This is a genomic window from Novosphingobium oxfordense, assembly GCF_044029435.1.
In the GTDB taxonomy this organism is placed as follows: Bacteria; Pseudomonadota; Alphaproteobacteria; order Sphingomonadales; family Sphingomonadaceae; genus Novosphingobium.
On the sequence record NZ_CP147005.1, the window covers coordinates 1,369,879 to 1,390,168 of the forward strand.

18 protein-coding genes are annotated in these 20,290 nt (G+C 63.9%); 4 read left to right on the forward strand and 14 right to left on the reverse strand.

The genetic code is table 11. The features are described 5' to 3' along the window. Positions 1–43 precede the first annotated feature (43 nt). Both WBP07_RS06335 and lipA read right to left on the reverse strand, forming a co-directional pair. On the reverse strand, positions 44–490 hold the full coding sequence (locus tag WBP07_RS06335) for a type II toxin-antitoxin system RatA family toxin (RefSeq protein WP_395394944.1): 447 nt from the start codon (positions 488–490) through the stop codon (positions 44–46). Positions 491–494: 4 nt separating this feature from the next. After that, positions 495–1,439, reverse strand: coding sequence for a lipoyl synthase (lipA, locus tag WBP07_RS06340; RefSeq protein WP_395395735.1), 945 nt, complete (start codon positions 1,437–1,439; stop codon positions 495–497). Positions 1,440–1,522: 83 nt separating this feature from the next. Between lipA and WBP07_RS06345 the strand changes: the two genes are divergently transcribed. Continuing rightward, positions 1,523–2,221, forward strand: coding sequence for a carbonic anhydrase (locus tag WBP07_RS06345; protein ID WP_395394946.1), 699 nt, complete (start codon positions 1,523–1,525; stop codon positions 2,219–2,221). Between the two features lie 99 nt (positions 2,222–2,320). On the opposite strand, the gene WBP07_RS06350 is transcribed toward WBP07_RS06345, so the two are convergent. Then, positions 2,321–3,646, reverse strand: coding sequence for a hypothetical protein (locus WBP07_RS06350; RefSeq protein ID WP_395394948.1), 1,326 nt, complete (start codon positions 3,644–3,646; stop codon positions 2,321–2,323). A gap of 408 nt (positions 3,647–4,054) precedes the next feature. Here WBP07_RS06350 and gyrA point away from each other — a divergent pair, with 408 nt between their 5' ends. After that, positions 4,055–6,748 carry a DNA gyrase subunit A gene (gene gyrA / locus WBP07_RS06355; RefSeq protein WP_395395736.1) on the forward strand — a complete coding sequence of 898 codons (2,694 nt, stop codon included), beginning with the start codon at positions 4,055–4,057 and terminating at the stop codon, positions 6,746–6,748. Beyond that, positions 6,745–7,086: a DUF952 domain-containing protein gene (locus WBP07_RS06360; RefSeq protein ID WP_395394950.1), complete on the forward strand. Its 342-nt coding sequence runs from the start codon at positions 6,745–6,747 to the stop codon at positions 7,084–7,086. Before gyrA ends, WBP07_RS06360 begins: the two co-directional genes overlap by 4 nt. Before the next feature lie 2 nt (positions 7,087–7,088). Here the strand turns inward: WBP07_RS06360 and WBP07_RS06365 are convergent, their stop codons facing one another. After that, the gene (locus tag WBP07_RS06365) at positions 7,089–7,631 is read right to left on the reverse strand and encodes a hypothetical protein (RefSeq protein WP_395394951.1); all 543 of its coding nucleotides are present in this window, start codon (positions 7,629–7,631) and stop codon (positions 7,089–7,091) included. A gap of 194 nt (positions 7,632–7,825) precedes the next feature. Here WBP07_RS06365 and trmFO point away from each other — a divergent pair, with 194 nt between their 5' ends. Continuing rightward, positions 7,826–9,172, forward strand: a complete 1,347-nt coding sequence (trmFO, locus tag WBP07_RS06370) for a methylenetetrahydrofolate--tRNA-(uracil(54)-C(5))-methyltransferase (FADH(2)-oxidizing) TrmFO (protein ID WP_395394953.1) — start codon at positions 7,826–7,828, stop codon at positions 9,170–9,172. Between the two features lies 1 nt (position 9,173). Here trmFO and WBP07_RS06375 read toward each other — a convergent pair whose 3' ends face one another. From WBP07_RS06375 to WBP07_RS06420, 10 genes are all read right to left on the reverse strand, one after another. After that, complete coding sequence (locus WBP07_RS06375) at positions 9,174–9,641, reverse strand: hypothetical protein (RefSeq protein ID WP_395394954.1); 468 nt, start codon at positions 9,639–9,641, stop codon at positions 9,174–9,176. A gap of 82 nt (positions 9,642–9,723) precedes the next feature. Further along, complete coding sequence (locus WBP07_RS06380) at positions 9,724–10,404, reverse strand: hypothetical protein (RefSeq protein ID WP_395394955.1); 681 nt, start codon at positions 10,402–10,404, stop codon at positions 9,724–9,726. Positions 10,405–10,507: 103 nt separating this feature from the next. Further along, entirely contained in the window at positions 10,508–11,866 is a 1,359-nt protein-coding gene (locus WBP07_RS06385; RefSeq protein WP_395394956.1) for a pyruvate dehydrogenase complex E1 component subunit beta, read from the reverse strand. Further along, positions 11,866–12,951, reverse strand: coding sequence for a pyruvate dehydrogenase (acetyl-transferring) E1 component subunit alpha (gene pdhA, locus WBP07_RS06390; protein WP_395394957.1), 1,086 nt, complete (start codon positions 12,949–12,951; stop codon positions 11,866–11,868). The genes WBP07_RS06385 and pdhA overlap by 1 nt, the downstream gene beginning before the upstream one ends. A 180-nt stretch (positions 12,952–13,131) precedes the next feature. After that, positions 13,132–13,380, reverse strand: coding sequence for a septum formation initiator family protein (locus tag WBP07_RS06395; protein WP_395394959.1), 249 nt, complete (start codon positions 13,378–13,380; stop codon positions 13,132–13,134). A gap of 226 nt (positions 13,381–13,606) precedes the next feature. Then, positions 13,607–15,127, reverse strand: coding sequence for an efflux transporter outer membrane subunit (locus WBP07_RS06400; RefSeq protein WP_395394961.1), 1,521 nt, complete (start codon positions 15,125–15,127; stop codon positions 13,607–13,609). Continuing rightward, positions 15,128–16,240, reverse strand: a complete 1,113-nt coding sequence (locus WBP07_RS06405; RefSeq protein ID WP_395394962.1) for an ABC transporter permease — start codon at positions 16,238–16,240, stop codon at positions 15,128–15,130. A 4-nt stretch (positions 16,241–16,244) separates the two neighbouring features. Further along, a complete protein-coding gene (locus WBP07_RS06410; RefSeq protein ID WP_395394964.1) occupies positions 16,245–17,384 on the reverse strand; it encodes an ABC transporter permease in 1,140 nt (379 codons plus the stop codon). Further along, entirely contained in the window at positions 17,381–19,156 is a 1,776-nt protein-coding gene (locus WBP07_RS06415) for an ATP-binding cassette domain-containing protein (protein ID WP_395394966.1), read from the reverse strand. The genes WBP07_RS06410 and WBP07_RS06415 overlap by 4 nt, the downstream gene beginning before the upstream one ends. A 4-nt stretch (positions 19,157–19,160) precedes the next feature. Then, the gene (locus tag WBP07_RS06420; protein ID WP_395394968.1) at positions 19,161–20,171 is read right to left on the reverse strand and encodes an HlyD family efflux transporter periplasmic adaptor subunit; all 1,011 of its coding nucleotides are present in this window, start codon (positions 20,169–20,171) and stop codon (positions 19,161–19,163) included. Positions 20,172–20,290 lie beyond the last annotated feature (119 nt).

Consider the following 20,290-nt stretch of genomic DNA (forward strand, 5'->3'; position numbering starts at 1 on the left):
GGCTTTCGCAGCCGCTCCAAACCCAATAAAATCAGCCCCTAGCTCAGCTTTCCTGAGGCTCGCCGTAAAGTTCGTGCGCGCGCGTTTCGAACGCGGCGACCATCTTGCGGAACGCCTTGTCGAAATACTGGCCGGCCAATTTCTCGAACAGGACGTTGCGGAAGCTGAAGCGCACATCGAACTCGATATCGCAGCTATGCGCATCCACCGGATGGAAGATCCAGTGGTTGTCGAGGTCCTTCATAGGGCCGTCGACGTAATGCACCTTGATCTCGCGCGGCCGAACTTTCTCCACGCGTGAGGTGAACTTCTCGCGCAGCGCTTTGAAGCCGACCAGCATGTCCGCGATCATTTCGTGCCCATCGTCGGACTTGACGCGGGTGGCGACCACCCAGGGCAGAAATTCCTGATAACGGCCGACATCGGCGACGAGGTCGAACATCTGCTCCGCGCTGTAGGGTAAGCGCTGCGTTTCGTGAATGCCGGGCACGGGATCAGGCTTTCGCGACAGCCTTGGCGAGCTTCGCTTCACGCGCGGCGCGCATTTCGGCGAAGTCCTTGCCCGCGTGATAGCTAGAACGCGTCAGCGGCGACGAAGCGACCTGAAGGAAACCCTTCGCACGGGCGATAGCGCCGTAGGCATCGAACGCCTTCGGGGTAACGAATTCCTTCACCTCGGCATGCTTCGGCGTCGGGCGCAGGTACTGGCCCATCGTCAGGAAGTCGATGTCCGCGCAGCGCATGTCGTCCATCACCTGATGGACTTCAAGGCGCTCTTCACCCAGGCCCAGCATCACGCCCGACTTGGTGAAGATCAGCGGATTATGCGCCTTCACCTCTTCCAGCAGACGGAGCGAGGCATAGTAGCGCGCGCCGGGGCGAATGGTCGGATAGAGCCGGGGAACCGTCTCCAGATTGTGGTTATAGACATCCGGACCGGCGGCGACGATCGCCTCCACCGCGCGGCGCATCTTGCCGCGGAAGTCGGGCGTCAGAATCTCGATGGTGGTGTTCGGCGTCGCGGCGCGCAGGGCCTGGATCACCTTCACGAACTGGTTCGCGCCGCCGTCCGGCAGGTCGTCACGGTCGACCGAGGTGATGACGATGTGCTCAAGGCCCGTCTTCACCGCCAGTTCGGCCACATGCTCGGGCTCAAGCGGGTCGACGCGGCCGGGCATGCCGGTCTTCACGTTGCAGAACGCGCAGGCGCGAGTGCAGGTATCGCCCAGAATCATCACCGTGGCGTGCTTCTTGGTCCAACACTCGCCGATGTTCGGGCAAGCTGCCTCTTCGCAGACCGTATTGAGCTTCAGGTCCCGCATGAGCTGGCGAGTTTCGCCATAGCCCTTGCTGGTCGGCGCCTTGACGCGGATCCAGTCGGGCTTGCGCTGACGTTCGGGCTTCTGCTCGGGGCTCGGCACGGAAGAGAGGTCGTTCATGGGGCCCAGATAGTCGCAAGCGCTGCCGCTTGCCAGTGCGAATATCCGGTCTATGGGTTGCGTGCGTTTCAACGGAGGCCCCCATGACCGATTCTTCCACCGGAACCAGCGCCGGAGCTAACGCCGGTATCAGCGAGGGCGAAAACCGCGTGCTGAATGGCCTGATCGATGGCTATCGCCGCTTTCGCGACTCGGGCTGGAACCCGCACCGCGAGCGCTGGGCCCGGCTGAGCGAAGGCCAGCAGCCCGAAGTGATGATCGTTGCGTGCTCAGACAGCCGCGTCGACCCTTCGCAGATTTTCGACGTAGATCCGGGCGAAATCTTCGTGGTGCGCAATGTCGCCGCGCTCGTCCCGCCCTTCGAAACCTCGCCCGGCCATCACGGCGTTTCCGCCGCGCTGGAATTCGCGGTGCAGGTGCTGAAGGTGAAGGAAATCGTGGTCATGGGCCACGGCATGTGCGGCGGCTGCAAGGCGGCGCTGACACAGGAGCTGCACGGCGCCGAGCCGGGCCAGGGCGGATTCATCGCCGACTGGATTTCTATGCTGGACGAAGCGCGCGCACCTGTCGCCGCCGAATTCGGCACCACCGGCCGCCCTGCCGAGCGCGAGATGGAACAGGCCGCAGTGCGCGTGAGCATCGAGAACCTGATGACCTTCCCCTGCGTCCGCCACAAGGTGAAGACCGGCGAGTTGACGCTGCGCGGCACGTTCTTCGCCATCTCCGACGGCGTGCTGCACCTGATGGACAAGGATACCGGCCAGTTCGCCCCAGTCTCCTGAGGCTTCGTCCGCCAATTTCATACAGGTCAAAGCGGCAAATGAAAAGGGCGGCGGGATGATCCCGCCGCCCTTTCCTTTTATCGGTTGCTGGTAGCCTAATCAGCCGGCCGGCGTGCCCTTGCTGGCAGCATAAGCGGCCCACAGCTTGGCGATCGACGAGCGCTTGTCGGTCACCTTGGCAAACGAAGCCTTGGCTTCCGCGGTCTTGCCCTGCATGGTCTGAGCCATGCCAAGGCGCAGGTTGGCCTTGTTGGTATCGACGCCCGGCTTGGTCAGCGCGGTCTGGAACAGTTGCTCCGCCTTCGCATACTGTTCGTAGCTCAGGAACACGTCGGCCGCGCTCATGATCTGGGCAGCGGTGGCGCCGGGCTTGGTGGCATCACGCTCGGTCGCCGCGAACGAGGCCTTGTCGGCCGCGATGCGCGTGGCGCTGGACGCACGATCCTGGCCGACTTCGGCCTGGGTCAGCATGCCCTTGGCAAGGCCGGCATCCATCACCTTCAGCGCTTCACCCGGATAGGCGCGCGGGTCGGCGTTGCTGAGGTATTCGAAGTAGTCGCGCTTGTCCTTCATGCCGCCGGTAAGGAACATCAGGCGCATGAGGTCGAGATTGTCCGACTTCTCGAACGAGCCGAGCTGGCGAACGATCGAGGTCGAGATGTTCCAGGTCGCGGGGCTCGGATAATACTGGGCGAGCATGGCGGCATAATCGGCCGACGTGTCGAGCTGCTTGGCGTTGTAGGCCTGCTGCAGAACGTTGCGAAGCGCGCTTTCGCTGGGGGCGACGCCCTTGGCCTTGGCGGCCTCGACGTCGGCCTTGGCCATGTCCATCGCGGCTTCCGGATTGTTGCCGCGCTTGTACGATTCCGACAGGATCAGGTCGAGCTGGTTCTGCGGATCCTGATAGCCGGCATCCTTCGCCTGCTTCAGGTAGGTAGCCGCAGTGGCGTAGTCCTTCAGGTTGAAGGCATTCACGCCGGCATCGAAATAGGTCGCGCCCAGCGAGGTGGCGGGCAGCTTGCCGCTTTCGATCATCATGGTCACGCCGCGCTGCTTGAACGCGAGGTCCTGCGACAGCACGCCGTAGGTGCGGGCGAACTGGCCCATCGCCATCTTGTCGTCAGGCGTGGTGGCCGAAGGCATGGCCGCCTCGATCGCAGCCTTGCCGTTGCCGCCAAGCGCCGTGTCGATGCTCGACTTGGCAGCCGGGAAAGCTTCTGCGCCCGCGCCCTGGGGAAGGCTGGAGGTTGCAGCGTTGATCGCCTTTTCGATCGGGCCGGCGGCCTTGATGAAGGCATCCGAGTACTTGGCATCGGACTTCGGCTTGGCTTCCTTCGCGGAAGCGACCGGAGCCACGGCCACTGCCATGCCGCCACCAAGGGCCACGGCAAGAGCAATACGGGAAATCAGGAACTTGCGAGCCATCAAGGCCAACTCCTCAACAAGACACATACGGTCGCACCGCGAACAGCGGCACCGCATAAAGCGCCGCGCCGGTTTGGCGTTGAAATGTTCGCTTGGCAACCTCGCAGCCCGATTAGATACGCGCCGCTGAACGCTGATTGAATGCGTTTCGTCGCAACCCGGATGGTTTCCACCGCATCGCCCCGCACCGCCACGGCTATAAGTGTGGAAAAAGGAACGCTTGGCGCCCTCACCTGCCGCCTTCCAGTGGCTTTCGCGCGCGGCATGCCCTAGGGCGGTCCATCATCCCTTGTCCCGCAGCAACGAACGATCCAGCGCGTGAGCGACGACACCGACATTCCTGAGCAGAACGGCCCCGAACATACCGGGCCCGAAGGCGAATATACCCGCATCGACATCGTCGATGAGATGAAGACGAGCTATCTCGATTACGCGATGAGCGTGATCGTGAGCCGCGCGCTGCCTGACGTGCGCGACGGCCTGAAGCCCGTCCATCGCCGCATTCTCTATAGCTGCCATGAAGCCGGCTATGTCGCCGGGCGACCCTACCGCAAGTCGAGCCGCATCGTCGGTGACGTCATGGGTAAATATCACCCGCATGGCGACAGCGCGATCTACGACGCACTGGCGCGCATGACGCAGCCGTGGTCGATGCGACTGCCGCTGATCGACGGTCAGGGCAACTTCGGTTCGATGGACCCGGATCCGCCGGCCGCCATGCGTTACACCGAAGCGCGCCTCGACAAGGTGTCGAACGAGCTGCTAGCCGACATCGAAAAGGCCACGGTCGACTTCGCCGACAACTACGACGGTTCCGAAAGCGAGCCGACCGTGCTGCCGGCGCGTTTCCCGAACCTGCTTGTGAACGGCGCCGGCGGTATCGCCGTCGGCATGGCCACGAACATCCCGCCGCACAACCTGGGCGAAGTGATCGATGGCTGCCTTGCCATGATCGACAATCCGGGCGTCTCGATCGAAGAACTGATCCAGATCATTCCGGGCCCGGACTTCCCGACCGCGCCGCTGATTCTCGGCCAGGGCGGCGCCCGCAACGCGTACCTTACGGGCCGTGGCTCGGTCATCATGCGTTGCCGCCATGAGATCGAGGAAGGCCGCGGCGACCGCCGTTCGATCGTGCTGACCTCGATCCCCTATCAGGTCGGCAAGGCCGGCCTGGTCGAAAAGATCGCCGAAGCCGCCAAGGAAAAGCGCATCGAAGGCGTCTCGGACATCCGTGACGAATCGAACCGCGAAGGCATGCGCGTCGTCATCGACCTGAAGCGTGACGCGACTCCTGAAGTCGTGCTCAACCAGCTCTGGCGCAACACGCCGGCGCAGTCGAACTTCGCGGCAAACATGCTGGCCATCAAGAACGGCCGCCCCGAAGTCTTCAACCTGCGCGACATCCTGGCCTCCTTCATCCAGTTCCGTGAAGAGGTCATCACCCGCCGCACCAAGTTCGAACTGAACAAGGCGCGCGACCGGGCACACATCTTGCTCGGCCTTGTCGTTGCGGTTTCGAACCTCGACGAAGTGGTGAAGATCATCCGCGGTGCGCCGAACCCGGCCGAGGCCCGCGCGCGCCTGCTTGTGCGCGAATGGCCGATCGGCGACATCGCGCCCTACATCCGTCTGGTCGAGGCGATCGAGCCGAATGCCGAGGAAACCGGCGGCACCTATCGCCTGTCGGAAATCCAGGTGAAGGCGATCCTCGACTTGCGCCTGCATCGCCTGACGGCGCTGGGTCGCGACGAAATCGGCGACGAGCTGAAGGAACTGGCCACCGCGATCGAGGAATACCTCTCGATCCTGGCAGACCGCGCTAAGCTCTACGGCGTGATGCGCGGCGAACTCGTTGCAGTGCGCGACCTCTATGCCACCCCGCGCGTGTCGGAAATGACCGGCGCGGCTGAAGGCATCGAGGACGAGGACCTGATCGAGCGCGAGGACATGGTCGTTACCGTTACCATGGACGGCTATATTAAGCGTACTCCGCTCTCGACCTTCCGTGCTCAGGCCCGTGGCGGCAAGGGCCGCGCCGGCATGGCGACGAAGGACGAGGACGTGGTGACAACGATGTTCGTCACCTCCACCCACAATCCGGTGCTGTTCTTCTCTACCGCCGGCAAGGTCTACCGCCTCAAGGTTTACAAGCTGCCCGAAGGCGGCCCGACCACACGCGGCCGTCCGATCGTCAACCTCCTGCCCGCACTGGACAAGGACGAGACGATCCAGACGGTTCTCGCCCTGCCTGAGGACGAAAAGGAGTGGAGCAAGCTTTCGGTCGTCTTCGCGACGGCCAAGGGCAATGTCCGCCGCAACGCCATGGACGCCTTCGCGAACATTCCGTCCAACGGCAAGTTCGCGATGAAGTTCGAGGATGACAGTGCCGATCGCCTGATCGGCGTGGCCCTGCTCAGCCATCAGGACGACGTTCTGCTGGCAAGCCGCCAGGGCAAGGCGATCCGATTCGCCGGCGATCTGGTCCGCGAATTCGCAAGCCGCACGTCCACCGGCGTGAAGGCGATGACGCTGAAGGACGACGACGAGGTCATCTCGCTGTCGATCCTCCACCGCGTCGGCGTGAAGGACCAGGACGAGCGTGAGGCCTACCTGCGCTTCGCCCCCTGGAAGGGTGAGAAGGACGGCGAACCGTCGCTCGATGCGGAACGGTATGCCTACCTTTCCGAGAAGGAGCAGTTCATCCTCACGGTCTGCGCCAACGGATACGGCAAGCTGTCCTCCGCTTACGAGTACCGCCGCACCGGCCGTGGCGGCCAAGGCATCACCAATATCGACAATATCGTGCGCAACGGCCCGGTCGTCGCCAGCTTCCCGGCGACGCGTGCGGACCAGCTTATGCTGGTGACCGACCAGGCCAAGCTGATCCGCCTGCCGCTCGATTCGCTGCGCGTAATCGGCCGCGGCTCGGCCGGTGTCCGCCTGTTCAACGTTTCCGGCGATGAGCATGTGGTGAGCGCGGTGCGTCTCGACGAACCCACCGAGGAAGAGGTGATCGAACTCGCCGACGGTGCGGAGGCGACTGTCACCGACACGCCGGCAACGTCCGAAACCCCGGAAACCCCGGAAGACGAGGCGTGAACGACGCCATTGCGTACAAGATCCTGACCGGCGAGCAGCTCCAGCAGCTGCTCGCCGACGGCGTCTTTACGGGCGCGCCGATCGACAAGGCGGATGGCTACATCCACACGTCGACCGCCGTGCAGGCGCAGGAAACGCTGGAAAAGCACTTCGCCGGCCAGACCGGCCTGGCGCTGGCAGCGGTAGACCTTGGCCTGCTGGGCGATGCGGTGAAGTGGGAAGTCTCACGCGGCGGCGCGCTGTTTCCGCACATCTATGCCGATCTGCCGCTCTCCGCTGTGATCGCGCATGGCCCGATCTCGCACGACGGCGACGGGAACCTGATCCTTCCGGCCTAAGCTTATCCCGCGTCGCGGGCGCGCAGCTCGCTCGTCACGCCGATAGCCAGCACCAGATTTCCTACAAAGAACAGTGGCCAGGACAGCCAATGTCCCGGCCACTGAATAGCGATCATGCTGCCCAGCATCACGATCACCGCACCACTCCGCACACTCTCGCGCGGGAAAGTGCTCGCCCAGGCGCTTGCCACCATGCCGCCCAGCGCAATGCCTTGAAACGCAGGCGCGGCGCCCCGCGAAGTCGCGGTGATCAGCAGGAAGACCGGCGGCAGCAAGAAAAGGGCAAAGATGGTCAGCCATCGGACGTGGTTGCCGTGTCGTTCATCCAGATGATTGAGAAACAGCCCGATCCCCAGTGAAAATCCGGCGGCGGTGAAGATCGTGCCTTGATAGTCGTTGATGTCGTAGAAGGCGGCGCCCACCCCTTCCAGCAGCAGCATCAGCGCCAGAATATTCGTGTCGCTTCCCGCATGGCGGAGCAGCGCGTAATTGGCCAGCAGGCCGAACGGCAGGAACTCCAGCAGGATCAGGTAGACTTCGGGCAAGGCAGTGCTTTGCACGAAATGGAACGCCAAGGCCGCGACAATGGCAGCAAGCAGCCAGGGACGACGTTCGATCAGCGCGCTCTGGAGCATGGGCAGGATCGATCTCCTCGCGATGGGGCCCCACGATGGGAGCTGGCAATTCAACCGTCGCTTACCCTTCCCCATTGCGACGCAAAGGTCTAGGCGCAACCGCCATGACATACGACGTCCATATCATCGGCGGCGGCCTTGCCGGCAGCGAAGCCGCCTGGCAGCTTGCCCGTCGCGGCTTCAAGGTTCGCCTCTCGGAAATGCGCGGAACGGGCGAAAGAAGCCCGGCACATCAGGGCGATGGCCTTGCCGAACTGGTCTGCTCCAACTCCTTCCGTTCCGACGACCATGAAAAGAACGCCGTCGGCCTGCTGCATCAGGAGATGCGCCGCTGCGAGTCGCTGATCATGTCGGCCGCAGCCAAGGCGGAAGTTCCCGCCGGCTCCGCGCTCGCGGTCGATCGCGACGTGTTTTCGGCCGAAGTGGAGGCGCGGCTCACGGCGCTCCCCAACCTCGACGTGGTCCGCGAACGGATCGATACCTTGCCGCAGGCCGGCACCACCATCGTCGCCACCGGCCCGCTGACCGCCGAAGCCCTCGCCCACAGCATCGGAGCGGCCACCGGCGCGGACAGCCTGGCGTTCTTCGATGCCATCGCCCCCATCGTCTATCGCGACACGATCGACATGGACGTGTGCTGGATGGCTTCTCGCTGGGACAAGGGTGAGACCAAGGACTACATCAACTGCCCGATGAACAAGGAGCAGTACCTGGCCTTCCATCAGGGCCTGGTCGAAGGCGAAAAGACCGCCTTCAAGGAATGGGAAGCCAACACGCCCTACTTCGACGGCTGCATGCCGATCGAAGTGATGGCGGAACGCGGCGTGGAAACGCTGCGCTTCGGGCCGATGAAGCCAGTCGGCCTCGACAATCCGCACTGGGCAACGGAGGAACACCCCAACGGCCGCTGGGCCCATGCGGTGGTCCAACTCCGCCAGGACAACAAGCTTGGCACCTTGTGGAACATGGTGGGCTTCCAGACCAAGCTGAAGCATGCCGAGCAGGTGCGCCTGTTCCGCACGATTCCGGGACTGGAAAATGCGGAATTCGCCCGCCTCGGCGGTCTGCATCGCAACACCTTCCTCAACTCGCCTGTCCTCCTCGATCGTCAGCTTCGCCTGAAGACGGCGCCGCATGTGCGTTTTGCCGGGCAGATCACCGGTTGCGAAGGCTATGTCGAAAGCGCTGCCGTCGGCCTGATGGCAGGCCTGATGACCGCCACGGAACTCGCCGGGCGCGAATGGCAGGCCCCGCCGCGCACCACGGCGCTGGGCGCCCTGCTCTCGCACATCACCGGCGATGCCGAGGCGGAGAACTATCAGCCGATGAACGTCAACTTCGGCCTCTTCCCGCCGCTGCATGACGTGAAGAAGAAGCAGCGCAAGGAAGCCTATACCGAACGCGCCAAGCAGGACATCATGCCCTGGCTGTCGGAACTGACGCCCGCCTGACCTAGGATTTGCACGAACACTTGGGCTTTGGCTTGGGTGGCGGCGGCGCGGTGGAACGGAATTCCTCGGGCGTGAGGATTTCGTCATGGTTGGTGTCGGCATGGTCGAACTTGTCGACCGTCGACACTGCCCATTCCTCGAACGTCAGCAGGTTGTTGCCGTCCTTATCGAGCTTGCGGAATGCGGAGGTGCGCGTGGACAGCATCTCCTCCCGGCTGATCCTGCCATCGCGGTTGAAGTCGTAACGCGCGAAGCGGCGCTGCTCACGGGTGAGCGGGGTCGCTTCGGGCAGTTCCGGCCCGGCCAGATTTTCCAGATCGGCGCTGGGAATATCGGTGGGATGCGGCTGCGGTTTCACCGCGATGGGCGGCGGCGCGGCCTTTTCCACTTCGGCACGCCCCTGCCACCAAAACAGGCCCAGCGACAGCAGCAGAAGCACTGTCACGCCGCCGAGGATGAAGCGCTGCATGGCCAATCTCCCTGAATTCGCGCGCGGCTTATCCTCTGGCCGAGGCGAAATAGGGAAATTACATGTCTGTTATCGCTGGTAATTAACGCCCCAGCAAGCCGATCCGCATCGCCTTCAGCACGGCGCGGGCCGATCCCTGCCCCTCGCTGGCCATGGCGTCGCGAGCCAAGCCTTCCAGCACTGCCAGCGGCCGTAACGTGCGCGATACACGAGAAGCGCGTCCCGCTTCCGCCTGCGCGAGGCGGCGCACGACGACGCTTTCGCCCGGATGATTGAGCTTCGTCGAAAGGTCCGCCAGCGCCCAACGCCGGCCCAGCGCTCGCGCCGTTTCGGCTTCGCGTTCGCGGCCAAGAGCGTGGGCCAGCCCCGCAAAGGCGGCCGCGCGTCCTTCCACCATCTCTTCCAGCGCAGACGGCGCGAGCGGTGCTTCACCGGTCAACGCTTCCCAGCCATCGACGAGTTTGACGAGTGCGCGGTGCTTGCCGTTCCAACTGCGCAAAGCAGCCAGAAGCGGCTCACCTTCCGGCCATTCACCAGCGTCACGATCCAGCGTCTCGCGCCACCAGGCCAGGCGGATCTGCGCCATCATCGGCTCGCGCGAGTGGCGCAGCAGGCCGGCAAGCCGCTGGTCCAGCGCCAGCAGGGCCAGAGTCGGCAGCCGCGCCGGCGATGGCGCATAGGCCAGCGCAAGCCGCATCGTCTGCGGCAATGCGGGCAGAAGCAGGTCTTCGGGACGGCTTTCGGGGGTGGTTTGCTCGGACACGGGGTCTCTCTACCCCGCCCGGGCAGCGGCGCAAGCCCGTAACGCAAGACGGCGGCGAAGCTCTCGCTCCGCCGCCGTCCAGATTGCCGTTACCGACGCAAGATCAGCGATAGCAGACCTTGCGGACCGCCTCGACGATGCGCGGCGTGTCGATCAGCGCCAGCTTTTCAAGGTTGGCCGCGTAAGGCAGCGGCACGTCTTCGTTGCAGACGCGGACCACCGGGGCGTCGAGATCGTCGAAGCCGTCTTCCATACAGATCGCGATGATCTCGGAAGCGATCGAGCAGACCGGGAAGCCTTCTTCCGCGACAACCATACGGTTGGTCTTGGCGAGGCTGGCCAGCACCGTTTCCTTGTCGAGCGGGCGCAGGGTGCGAAGGTCGATGACTTCGGCATCGATGCCTTCGGCGGCCAGCTGCTCGGCAGCTTCGAGCGCGAGGCCGACGCCGATCGAGTAGGACACGATCGTCACGTCCTTGCCTTCCCGCATGATGCGCGCCTTGCCGATCGGCAGGACGTGATCGTCGAGTTCGGGCAGTTCGAACGTGCGGCCGTAGACCAGTTCGTTCTCAAGGAACACGACCGGGTCTTCGCTACGGATCGCGGCCTTGAGCAGGCCCTTGGCGTCCGAAGCGTCGTAAGGCGCGATCACCACCAGGCCCGGCACGTTGGCGTACCACGGGCCGTAGTTCTGCGAGTGCTGCGCGCCGACGCGGGCAGCGGCGCCGTTCGGGCCACGGAACACGACCGGGCAGCGCATCTGGCCGCCGGACATGTAGTTGGTCTTGGCCGCCGAGTTGATGATGTGGTCGATCGCCTGCATGGCGAAGTTGAACGTCATGAACTCGATGATCGGACGCAGGCCGCCCATGGCGGCGCCGGTGCCGATACCGGCAAAGCCGTATTCGGTGATCGGCGTATCGATCACGCGGCGCGGACCGAACTCTTCCAGCAGGCCCTGGGTCACCTTGTAGGCGCCCTGGTACTCGGCCACTTCCTCGCCCATCACGAAGACGCGATCGTCGCGGCGCATTTCCTCGGCCATGGCGTCGCGCAGCGCTTCGCGGACGGTCGAGGTCTTCATGTTGGTGCCGTGCGGAACTTCGGGGTCCTTCTTCGCCGGGGCGGGAGCAGGAGCCTCTGCCTTGCCAGCAGCCGGAGCGGCTTCGGCTGCAGAAGCAGCCTTCGGCGCGGCGGCCGAAACGGTCGACGCATCTTCGCCTTCGCCGGCGAGAACGGCGATCGTGGTGCCGACCTTCACGCCCTCGGTGCCTTCGGCCACGAGGATCTTGCCAACGGTACCTTCGTCGACGGCTTCGAATTCCATCGTCGCCTTGTCGGTCTCGATTTCGGCGAGGATATCACCCGATTTGACTTCGTCGCCTTCCTTAACCAGCCAGCGGGCAAGCTTGCCCTCTTCCATCGTCGGAGAGAGCGCCGGCATCTTCAGTTCGATCGCCATCAGTAGCGCTCCACCAGGACGTCAGTATAGAGTTCAGAAGCTTCCGGTTCCGGCGAGTTCTCTGCGAAGTCGGCCGATTCCGCGACGGCGGCGCGAACGCGCTTGTCGATTTCCTTCAGCGCGGCTTCGTCCACGCCCATGGCCATCAGTTCGGTCTTGGCATGGTCGATCGGATCGCGCTTTTCACGCACGTCCTGAACTTCCTCGCGGCTGCGGTACTTTGCCGGATCGGACATCGAGTGGCCGCGGTAGCGGTAGGTGTTCAGTTCCATCAGAACCGGACCATTGCCAGCGCGCACGTATTCCAGTGCCACTTCGGCGGCCTTGCGGACTTCGAGCACGTCCATGCCGTCCACCTGCATGCCGGGGATCCGGAAGGCGGTGCCACGGCGGTAGAAGTGCGTCTCGGCCGAGCCGCGCTTCACGGCGGTGCCCATGGCGTAGCCGTTGTTCTCGATCACGAAGATGATCGGCAGCTTCCAGAGAGCCGCCATGTTGAAGCTCTCGTAGACCTGGCCTTGGTTGGCCGCGCCGTCGCCGAAGTAGGCCATCGCGACGCCGCCGTCTTCACGGTACTTGTGCGCGAAAGCGAGGCCCGCGCCCAGCGAGACCTGCGCGCCGACGATGCCGTGGCCGCCGTAGAACTTATGTTCGACGCTGAACATGTGCATCGAACCGCCCTTGCCGCGCGAGATACCGGCAGCGCGGCCGGTCAGCTCGGCCATGATCACCTTCGGATCGATGCCGTAGGCGAGCATGTGGCCGTGGTCGCGATAACCGGTGATGACCGAATCGCGTTCACCGTCGAGCGCGGACTGAAGGCCCACGGCAACGGCTTCCTGGCCGATGTAGAGGTGACAGAAGCCGCCGATCAGGCCCAGGCCGTAAAGCTGGCCAGCGCGTTCCTCGAAGCGGCGAATGAGCAGCATCTGCTCATAGAAGTGAAGCAGCTCTTCCTTGTTGGGCTTGTAGCGCTTGTCAGCTTCCAGAGCTTCCTGGAGGCTGTGCAGCGCAAAGTCTTCGTCCTGTGCCGGTACTACGGCAGGCTCGGCGCCGGACCCGGCGTCACTCTTAGCTTTGGGCAACGGGACTCCCCATCGTTGGTGCGATTGATTACCGGCCGCTTATAGGACGACGGACGGAAATCAAAAGCACGTTGACGGAAATTTGCCGTACCCGGCACAAAAATTATGGCGAACAGAAATGTTGCATCGCAACATGATGGGAGGCGATGCTCATAACCAGAGGCCCAAAAGGGCCGAAACTCAACGTTTGATCAGCATGACCATTTCGTCAGGGCGAGCAACATTGAGATTGGAGCGCAACAATTCGCCAGCAAGGTCAGGATCGACCTTGCTGGAATCCAGCAAGGCAACGCGATTCTTCAAGTGATCCCGCTGGCTTTCCAGCTCCGTCAGCTTTTCCCGGCGCTGCTCCAGCAGGCGCTGGTTTTCGCCCCAGGCAAGAATGCCGCTGGGGCCCGCGATAACGAAACCGCCCATGAGCAGCAGCAAGGCCAGGGCACCGCCCTGAACAAGTCGCTCCTTCGCAAGGTTGTTATCGTGACGCATGGCCCTCATGCCGTGATAGAATCACAAGTGATTCAGCGTTGCAAGCACGAATGTTACGCGATTCGCACCCTGTTGCGACAGGTCTTGCGGCATGTTGCACCGCAAAATGGGCGAGATAAGTGTTGATAACTTGTGCGCCGACGCAGCACGCTGCCGGAACGCCTTTCGATCACGGTGATTCTACGGGATTCGCAGGTGGTGGAACGTTGCCGATGGCCTTGTTGATCGCCGCCAGCCAGGTGCGGACTCGCGCGTCGCTCTCATCAAGTTCGCGCCGGGCGGCGAGAACCGCGCGGCGTGCGTCGATGACCGGCAAGTAGTTCACCTGACCGCCCCGATAGCGGGCCTCCACCAGATCGGCATTGGCGCGCGCATGCTCCAACCTATCGGCCAGACGCTGGCGGGCCTGCCAATCGGCAGTGTAGCCGGTAAGCGCATCGTCGATCTCCTGCCAGGCCTTCAACACAGCGACCTGAAAGTTCACCGCCGCCTCACGCTGTTCGAGCTTGCGCACTTCCACCGTCGCGCGCCGGCGGCCGCCATCGAATATCGGCAGGCTGAGGCTCGGCCCGATCTGCCAGGTCCGGCTCGCCCAATCGAACAGGTTCTGCGAACGGTAGCTCTCAAGCCCGAACCCGCCGCCAAGCGTGATGCTGGGATAAAGATCAGCCACGGCAACGCCGATCTGCGCGGTCGCGGCATGGAGCTTCGCCTCCGCCGCGCGCACTTCAGGCCTCCGCAGCGCCACCTCGGACGGCATCCCCAGCGAAAGGTCCGGGAGCGCAGGTGGCAATGGGCCCAGCCCGGCTGGCTTCAACTCATCACGCAAGGTTCCGGGCTGAACGCCCAGTGCGATGGCGATGCGATTGGCCTGTGCGGCGGCTTCTGCCTGAAGCGCTGGCAGGTTCGCCTCCGAAGCGCGCAGGCTGGCCTGATCGGTTTCGATGGCAGTATGATCGCTCAGCCCGCCGTTGACCCGTGCGCCAACCAGGCCGACGCGGTCCTTGAGCAAAGCGATGTCCTCCCCGGCCACGGCGCCTTGGGCCTGCGCGCTCCGCATCGCGAAATAGGCCTGTGCGACTTCGGCAGTGACCGAAAGCCGCGTAAGGTCCAGCAAGGCGCCCTGTTGCGCGATTCCGGCGTCGGCCGCCTCTACTGAGCGGCGGACCTTGCCCCAGAGGTCGATCTCCCACCCGGCGTCGAACCCACCCTGATAGAGCGTGAAGGGTCTGGCCAGATATTCGGCGAGTTGGTCGCGGTTGTCCCCCGCCAGCACATCGAAAAGGCGGGTCGAGGCGCCATATTCGCTCATCCGCTCGCGCGTGATGCCGGCGCTGGCATTGACTTGCGGCAGCCCTGCCGAAGCTGCCGCGCCGCGCTGGGCGCGCGCCTGGGCGAGGTGGAGCGCGGCGGTCTGCAAGTCCGGACTGGCGGCCAACGCACGGCTTTCGAGATCGTTCAGCACCGGATCGCCGAGCAGCGTCCACCACTCCGCCGGCATCGGCTGCTTGCCCGCCGGAACCGCGATCACATCGGCGGTACCGCTGCGCCATTGCGACCAGTCGTCGGGTGCCTGCGTGACGGGCGCCTTGAAGTCCGGCCCCACCGTACAACCCGCCAAGCCAAGACTCAGGGCAAGAAACGCTGCCTGCGGAAATCGAGCACGAAACATGGCGGTCAATCCTTGCATTCAGGCAAGCCGGTGGCGGAACAGCCATGCGGCCAGCGGCAGTGTGACTGCCGCAACCGCCAGCAACGGCAGGAAGTTGATGGCAACATCCGCGATCCCCGCGCCCTCCAGATAGACCCGGCGCACGATGGCAACGCCAAACCTCAAGGGGTTCACGTAAGTCGCGTACTGGAGGACCAAAGGCATATTGCGGATCGGCGTGAGCATGCCGGACAGCAGCGTCAGCGGCATGATCAACACGAAGGAATAGAGCATCGCCTGCTGCATGTTCAGCGCGAAGGCTGACAGCGTCATACCTATCCCGACAGAGGCGATATTGAAGCAGAGCAGCCCGAAATAGAGCACGAAAGGCGAACCGCTCATCGGCACGCGGAACCACAGCAGCACGATCAGAAGCACGATCGTCGATTGCAGCAGCCCGACCACGATCGACGGCAGCGCCTTGCCGACAAGGATCTGCAGCGGCGTCATCGGCGTGACCAGCAATTGGTCGAACGTCCCCTGCTCCCGCTCCCGCGCCACCGAAAGCGCCGCCAGCAGCATCGTCTGGAGCATGGAGAGCGTGGCGATCATGGCCGGCATGATCTGCCAGCGCGATTCGAGGTTGGGATTGAACCAGGCCCGCCGCACCACAGTCACCCCTGGCGTGCCGGATCGCGAAGCATTGAACGCCTGCACCACCGACGCGATATAGGCCGCCGCAGACCCGGCCGTGGTGGAGTTGCGTCCGTCGAACACGACCTGCACTGCGGCGTTCTGGCCGCTTTCCAGATTTCGGTCGAAGTCGGCGGGAATGGTGACGACCATCAGCACTTTCTGCCGGTCGATCAGGCGCGCGATCTGGTTGGCGTTGTCCAGCGTGGCCTGGCGGGAGAATACGCCGGTGCCGTCCAGCCGGGCGATCAGTTCGGTCGCGGCCTGCCCCCGGCTCTGGTCCAGCAGCGCATAAGGCACATGCTGGAGATCGAGCATCGCGCCATATCCGAACAGCAGCGTCTGGATGAAGGCCGGAGCGAAAAGGATGATACGGTTGGCCGGATCCTTGAACAGCGCCAGCACTTCCTTGCGGAAGAGGAAGGCAATTGCGCCCAGCCATGCCAATGTTCGGTTCATCGGCTCAGTCCAGTCGCTTGCGCAAGGTGCGGCGGGTGAGGATCGTCAGGATCGCGATGTAGCCCATCAGGATCAGACTGTTGCTGGCCACCATGCCCCAATCGGTTCCGGCGAGAAAAAGCGTCTTGATCACGCCCATGAAGTGCGTGGCCGGCAGGATTTGGGCCACCACCTGCACGGCGACGGGAATGTTCCGCAAGTCGAACACGAAGCCGGACAGCATCAGCGCGGGCATGAAGCTGGTCAGCAACGCCACCTGGCTGGCGGCGAACTGGTTGCGCGTCACCCCGGAAATCAGCAGGCCGACCAGCAGCGACACCAGCAGGTAGAGGAAAGAGACGAGGATGATCGCCAGCATCGATCCCCGGATCGGCACATCGAACAGGAATACTGCGGCCAGAAGGCACATCGTCAGGTCGATCAGCCCGATCACGATGTAAGGCGCCAGTTTCGCCAGCACGAGCTCCAGTGGGCGCACCGGCGTGACGAACAGCGCCTCCAACGTGCCGCGCTCCCACTCGCGCGCGATCAGCAGCGAACTGAGGAAGGCGCCCACCAGCGTCATGATGAGAACGACTAGGCCAGGCACCAGATACCAGCGGCTGTTGCCTTCCTCATTGAACCAGGTCCGCGTCATCAGCGTGACCGAACCACCGGATGCCGTCGCGCCGCCTCGATCCGCCTGCCGCGCCACGGCCACTCCAACGGCGCCCTGGATATAGGCTTCCAGCGTTTGGGCCGTTGTCGAATCGACGCCGTTCAAGATGAGCTGGATCTCCGCCCCGCCCTTCACCTGCCGACTGGCGAAATCGTTGGGGATCTGAACGATGGCGTCCACCTTGCCCTCGCGAAGCATGCGGCTTGCCTGCTCCATGGTTTCGACATCGATGGGATCGAGATAGGCTGAACCGCGCAGGCCCGAGACGATTTCGCGCGCGCCGGCGGAACGATCCTGCATCACCAGCGCCACCGGCGCATTCTTGACGTCGAACGAGAGGCCGAACCCGAACAGCAGGATCAGCGCGACCGGCAACAGCAGGCCCACCATCAGGTTGCTGCGATCGCGGAGCATCTGGCGCGTTTCCTTGCGCACCAAGGCGGTCAACCGGGTGAGGAAGGCGCTTTCGGTGCGGTCGTCGCTCATGCCGCGGATTTCTCCCCGGCTTCATGCGCCCTGCCCTGCTCGACGATGGCAATGAAGGCCTGGTTCATGTCGCCAACGCTGTCGCCGCCGGCCTGCTCGCGCACTTCCTGCGGCGTGCCGAGGGCCAGCATATGGCCCGCATCCTGAATGGCGATGCGGTCGCAATATTCCGCCTCTTCCATGAAGTGCGTGGTCACGATCACCGTCACGCCCGATTGCGACAGCGAGGTGATCGTACGCCAGAACGCCCGCCGCGCGATCGGGTCGATCCCGCTGGTCGGCTCGTCCAGAAACAGGATTTCCGGTTCGTGGACCAGCCCGGCCGCCATGGCGAGGCGTTGCTTGTAGCCATGCGGCAGGGCTCCGCTGGTCGCCGCCGGATCGAGCCCGAACTGATCGAGAATGGCCTGAACGCGCTGCTTCAGTTCGTGGCGGCGCAGGCCGTAGGCGCCGCCGAAGAATTCCAGGTTCTCCCGCACCGAGAGGTTGGCGTAGAGAGAGAACTTCTGCGCCACATAGCCGATCCGTCGCCGCGCTTCCGCCCGGGCGGAGCGTAAGTTGACGCCCGCCACTTCCAGCGTACCGCTAGTCGCCGGCAGCAACCCGCAGAGCATGCGAAAGGTCGTGGTCTTCCCCGCGCCATTGGGGCCGAGCAGACCGAATATCTCACCCCGCCGCACATCGAACGAAGTATTGGCGACGGCGGTGAAGTCCCCGAAACGGCGCACCAGATCGCGAACGTGGATCACATTGTCACCGTCCGATGATGAAGCATCGGCATCCACCCGTACTTCAGGCTTCGCGGTCTCCGCAGGCGCCGCGCTTTTTCCCGCCCCATCATGCTGACGCAGCAGGAGCATGAAGGCGTCCTCCAGTTCCTCCTCCCGCGGTTCGGCCGACTGACCTTGCAGGAGATCGTCCATCGTTTCGACCGGACTGTCGGGTTGGCGAATGAAGCGCACTGCACCGCCGCGCGGCACCGCATCCACCACTTTGTCCGGCGCATCGATCAACCGGGCCTGCAGATCACGCGCTGGAGTGTCGGGAGGGGGTGAGACCACATATGTAAGCCCATGCGCCTTCGCGGTGATCGCCTGCGGCTTGTCCTGCGCGAGCAGGCGTCCATGGTCCATCACCAGCACTTCGTCGCAGCGCCCTGCCTCATCCATGTAGGCCGTGCTGACGAGCACGCTGAGACCATCCGATTCGATCAGCTGCTCGATGATCTGCCACAAGTCTCGGCGGGAGAGCGGATCGACGCCGACGCTCGGCTCGTCCAGCAGCAGCAGGTCCGGCACCCGCACCAGAGTGCAGGCAAGGCCCAGCTTCTGCTTCATCCCGCCGGAGAGGTTGCCCGCCGCGCGGTCGGTAAAGCGGGCCATGTCGGTCATGTCCAGCATGCGCTTGAAGCGTTCGGCGCGCACTTCCAGCGGCACGCCGTGGAGATCGGCATAGAGGTCCATGTTTTCCTGCACGGACAAGTCTTCGTAGAGCCCGAAACGCTGCGGCATGTAGCTGATGCGGTTCTGCACCGCCTGCGGATCGGCGGAGACATCGATGCCCAGCACTTTCAGCGCGCCGCCGTCGGGCTTCAGCAAGCCGGTCATCATGCGCATAAGCGTGGTCTTGCCCGCGCCATCCGGCCCCACCAGCCCCGTGATCGTGCCCGCCCGCAACGAGAACGTCAGATCGTGAACGGCATCGAATGGCTTGCCGTCCGGACCGTCGAAGACCTTTCGCAGGCCTTCGCAGGCGACGGTGAAATCGCTCACCTTGTTACGATCCCGACCTGGCGGCACCCGCATCGATCCGAACCGTCACCGGCTGGCCCAGCCGCAAACGCCCCGTCTTGTCGTCCACTCGCACGCGCACTTCGTAGACCAGCGCGGTCCGCAGCGATTCGGTCTCCACCGATTTCGGAGTGAACTCCGCCACCGAAGAGATGTACCCCACCGTTCCCGGCACGGGCTGATCGGGAAAACTGTCGCTGGTGACGTCGGCGCGCTGGCCCATGCGGATACGGCCAAGGTCCGCCTCTTCCACAAAAACGCGGATCCACTTCGGGCTAGTCAGCGCCAGTTGGTAGACGGGCTTTTGAGGCGTCGCCATGTCGCCCACTTCCAGCAGGCGCGAACGGACGACGGCATCGGCCGGCGCCCGGAGTTCGCCCTGGTCGATCTGGTGATGGAGCAAGGCAAGTTGCGCATCCGCGCTTTTCACTTGCGCCTTGGCGGCGGCAATATCCTCTGCGCGTGGGCCCCGCGTCGCAAGATTCAGCGCCTCGGCGGCTTCCTTCAACTGCGCCGCGGCGACTTGCGATGCATTGCGCGCCTGATCGAGTTCCTGCGCGCTGACCGCGCGGCCGGACGTATTGGCCGATACCGACTGCGCGCGCTTGTAGTCGTCCGCCGCACGCGCTGCGCTGGCCTGGGCGGATTCGACCCTGGCGCGGGCCTGGGCGATATCCTCCGGCCGCGTACCGTTCTGCAGCTTCAGCAGGTTTTCCTGCATCGCGCTCATCTGCGCCTGGGCGTTGCGGGCCTGAAGCCCCAGCGTCACCGTGTCGAGGCGAGCCAGCACTTGCCCGGCCTTCACCGCATCGCCTTCCTCCACCGCCATCTGGACGATCCGGCCCGAACCGTCGAAGGCGAGCGATACCTGCCGGATATCGACATTGCCGTGGAGCACGATCGTATTGGGATCCTGATGGCTTCGCGTCAGCAACCAGACCAATCCAGCCACCAGCAGAACCGCAACGACCACTGCGGCGACCACGGATTTCTTCATCGACGTTCCTCAGCCAGGATCATGCAGCCGGTGCCCCCGGCGATCGGTTAAGTATGGACGCGATACCAACCACATACTGCCATCGCCTTGGCGCAAATCAATTCTTCTTTACGCATAGG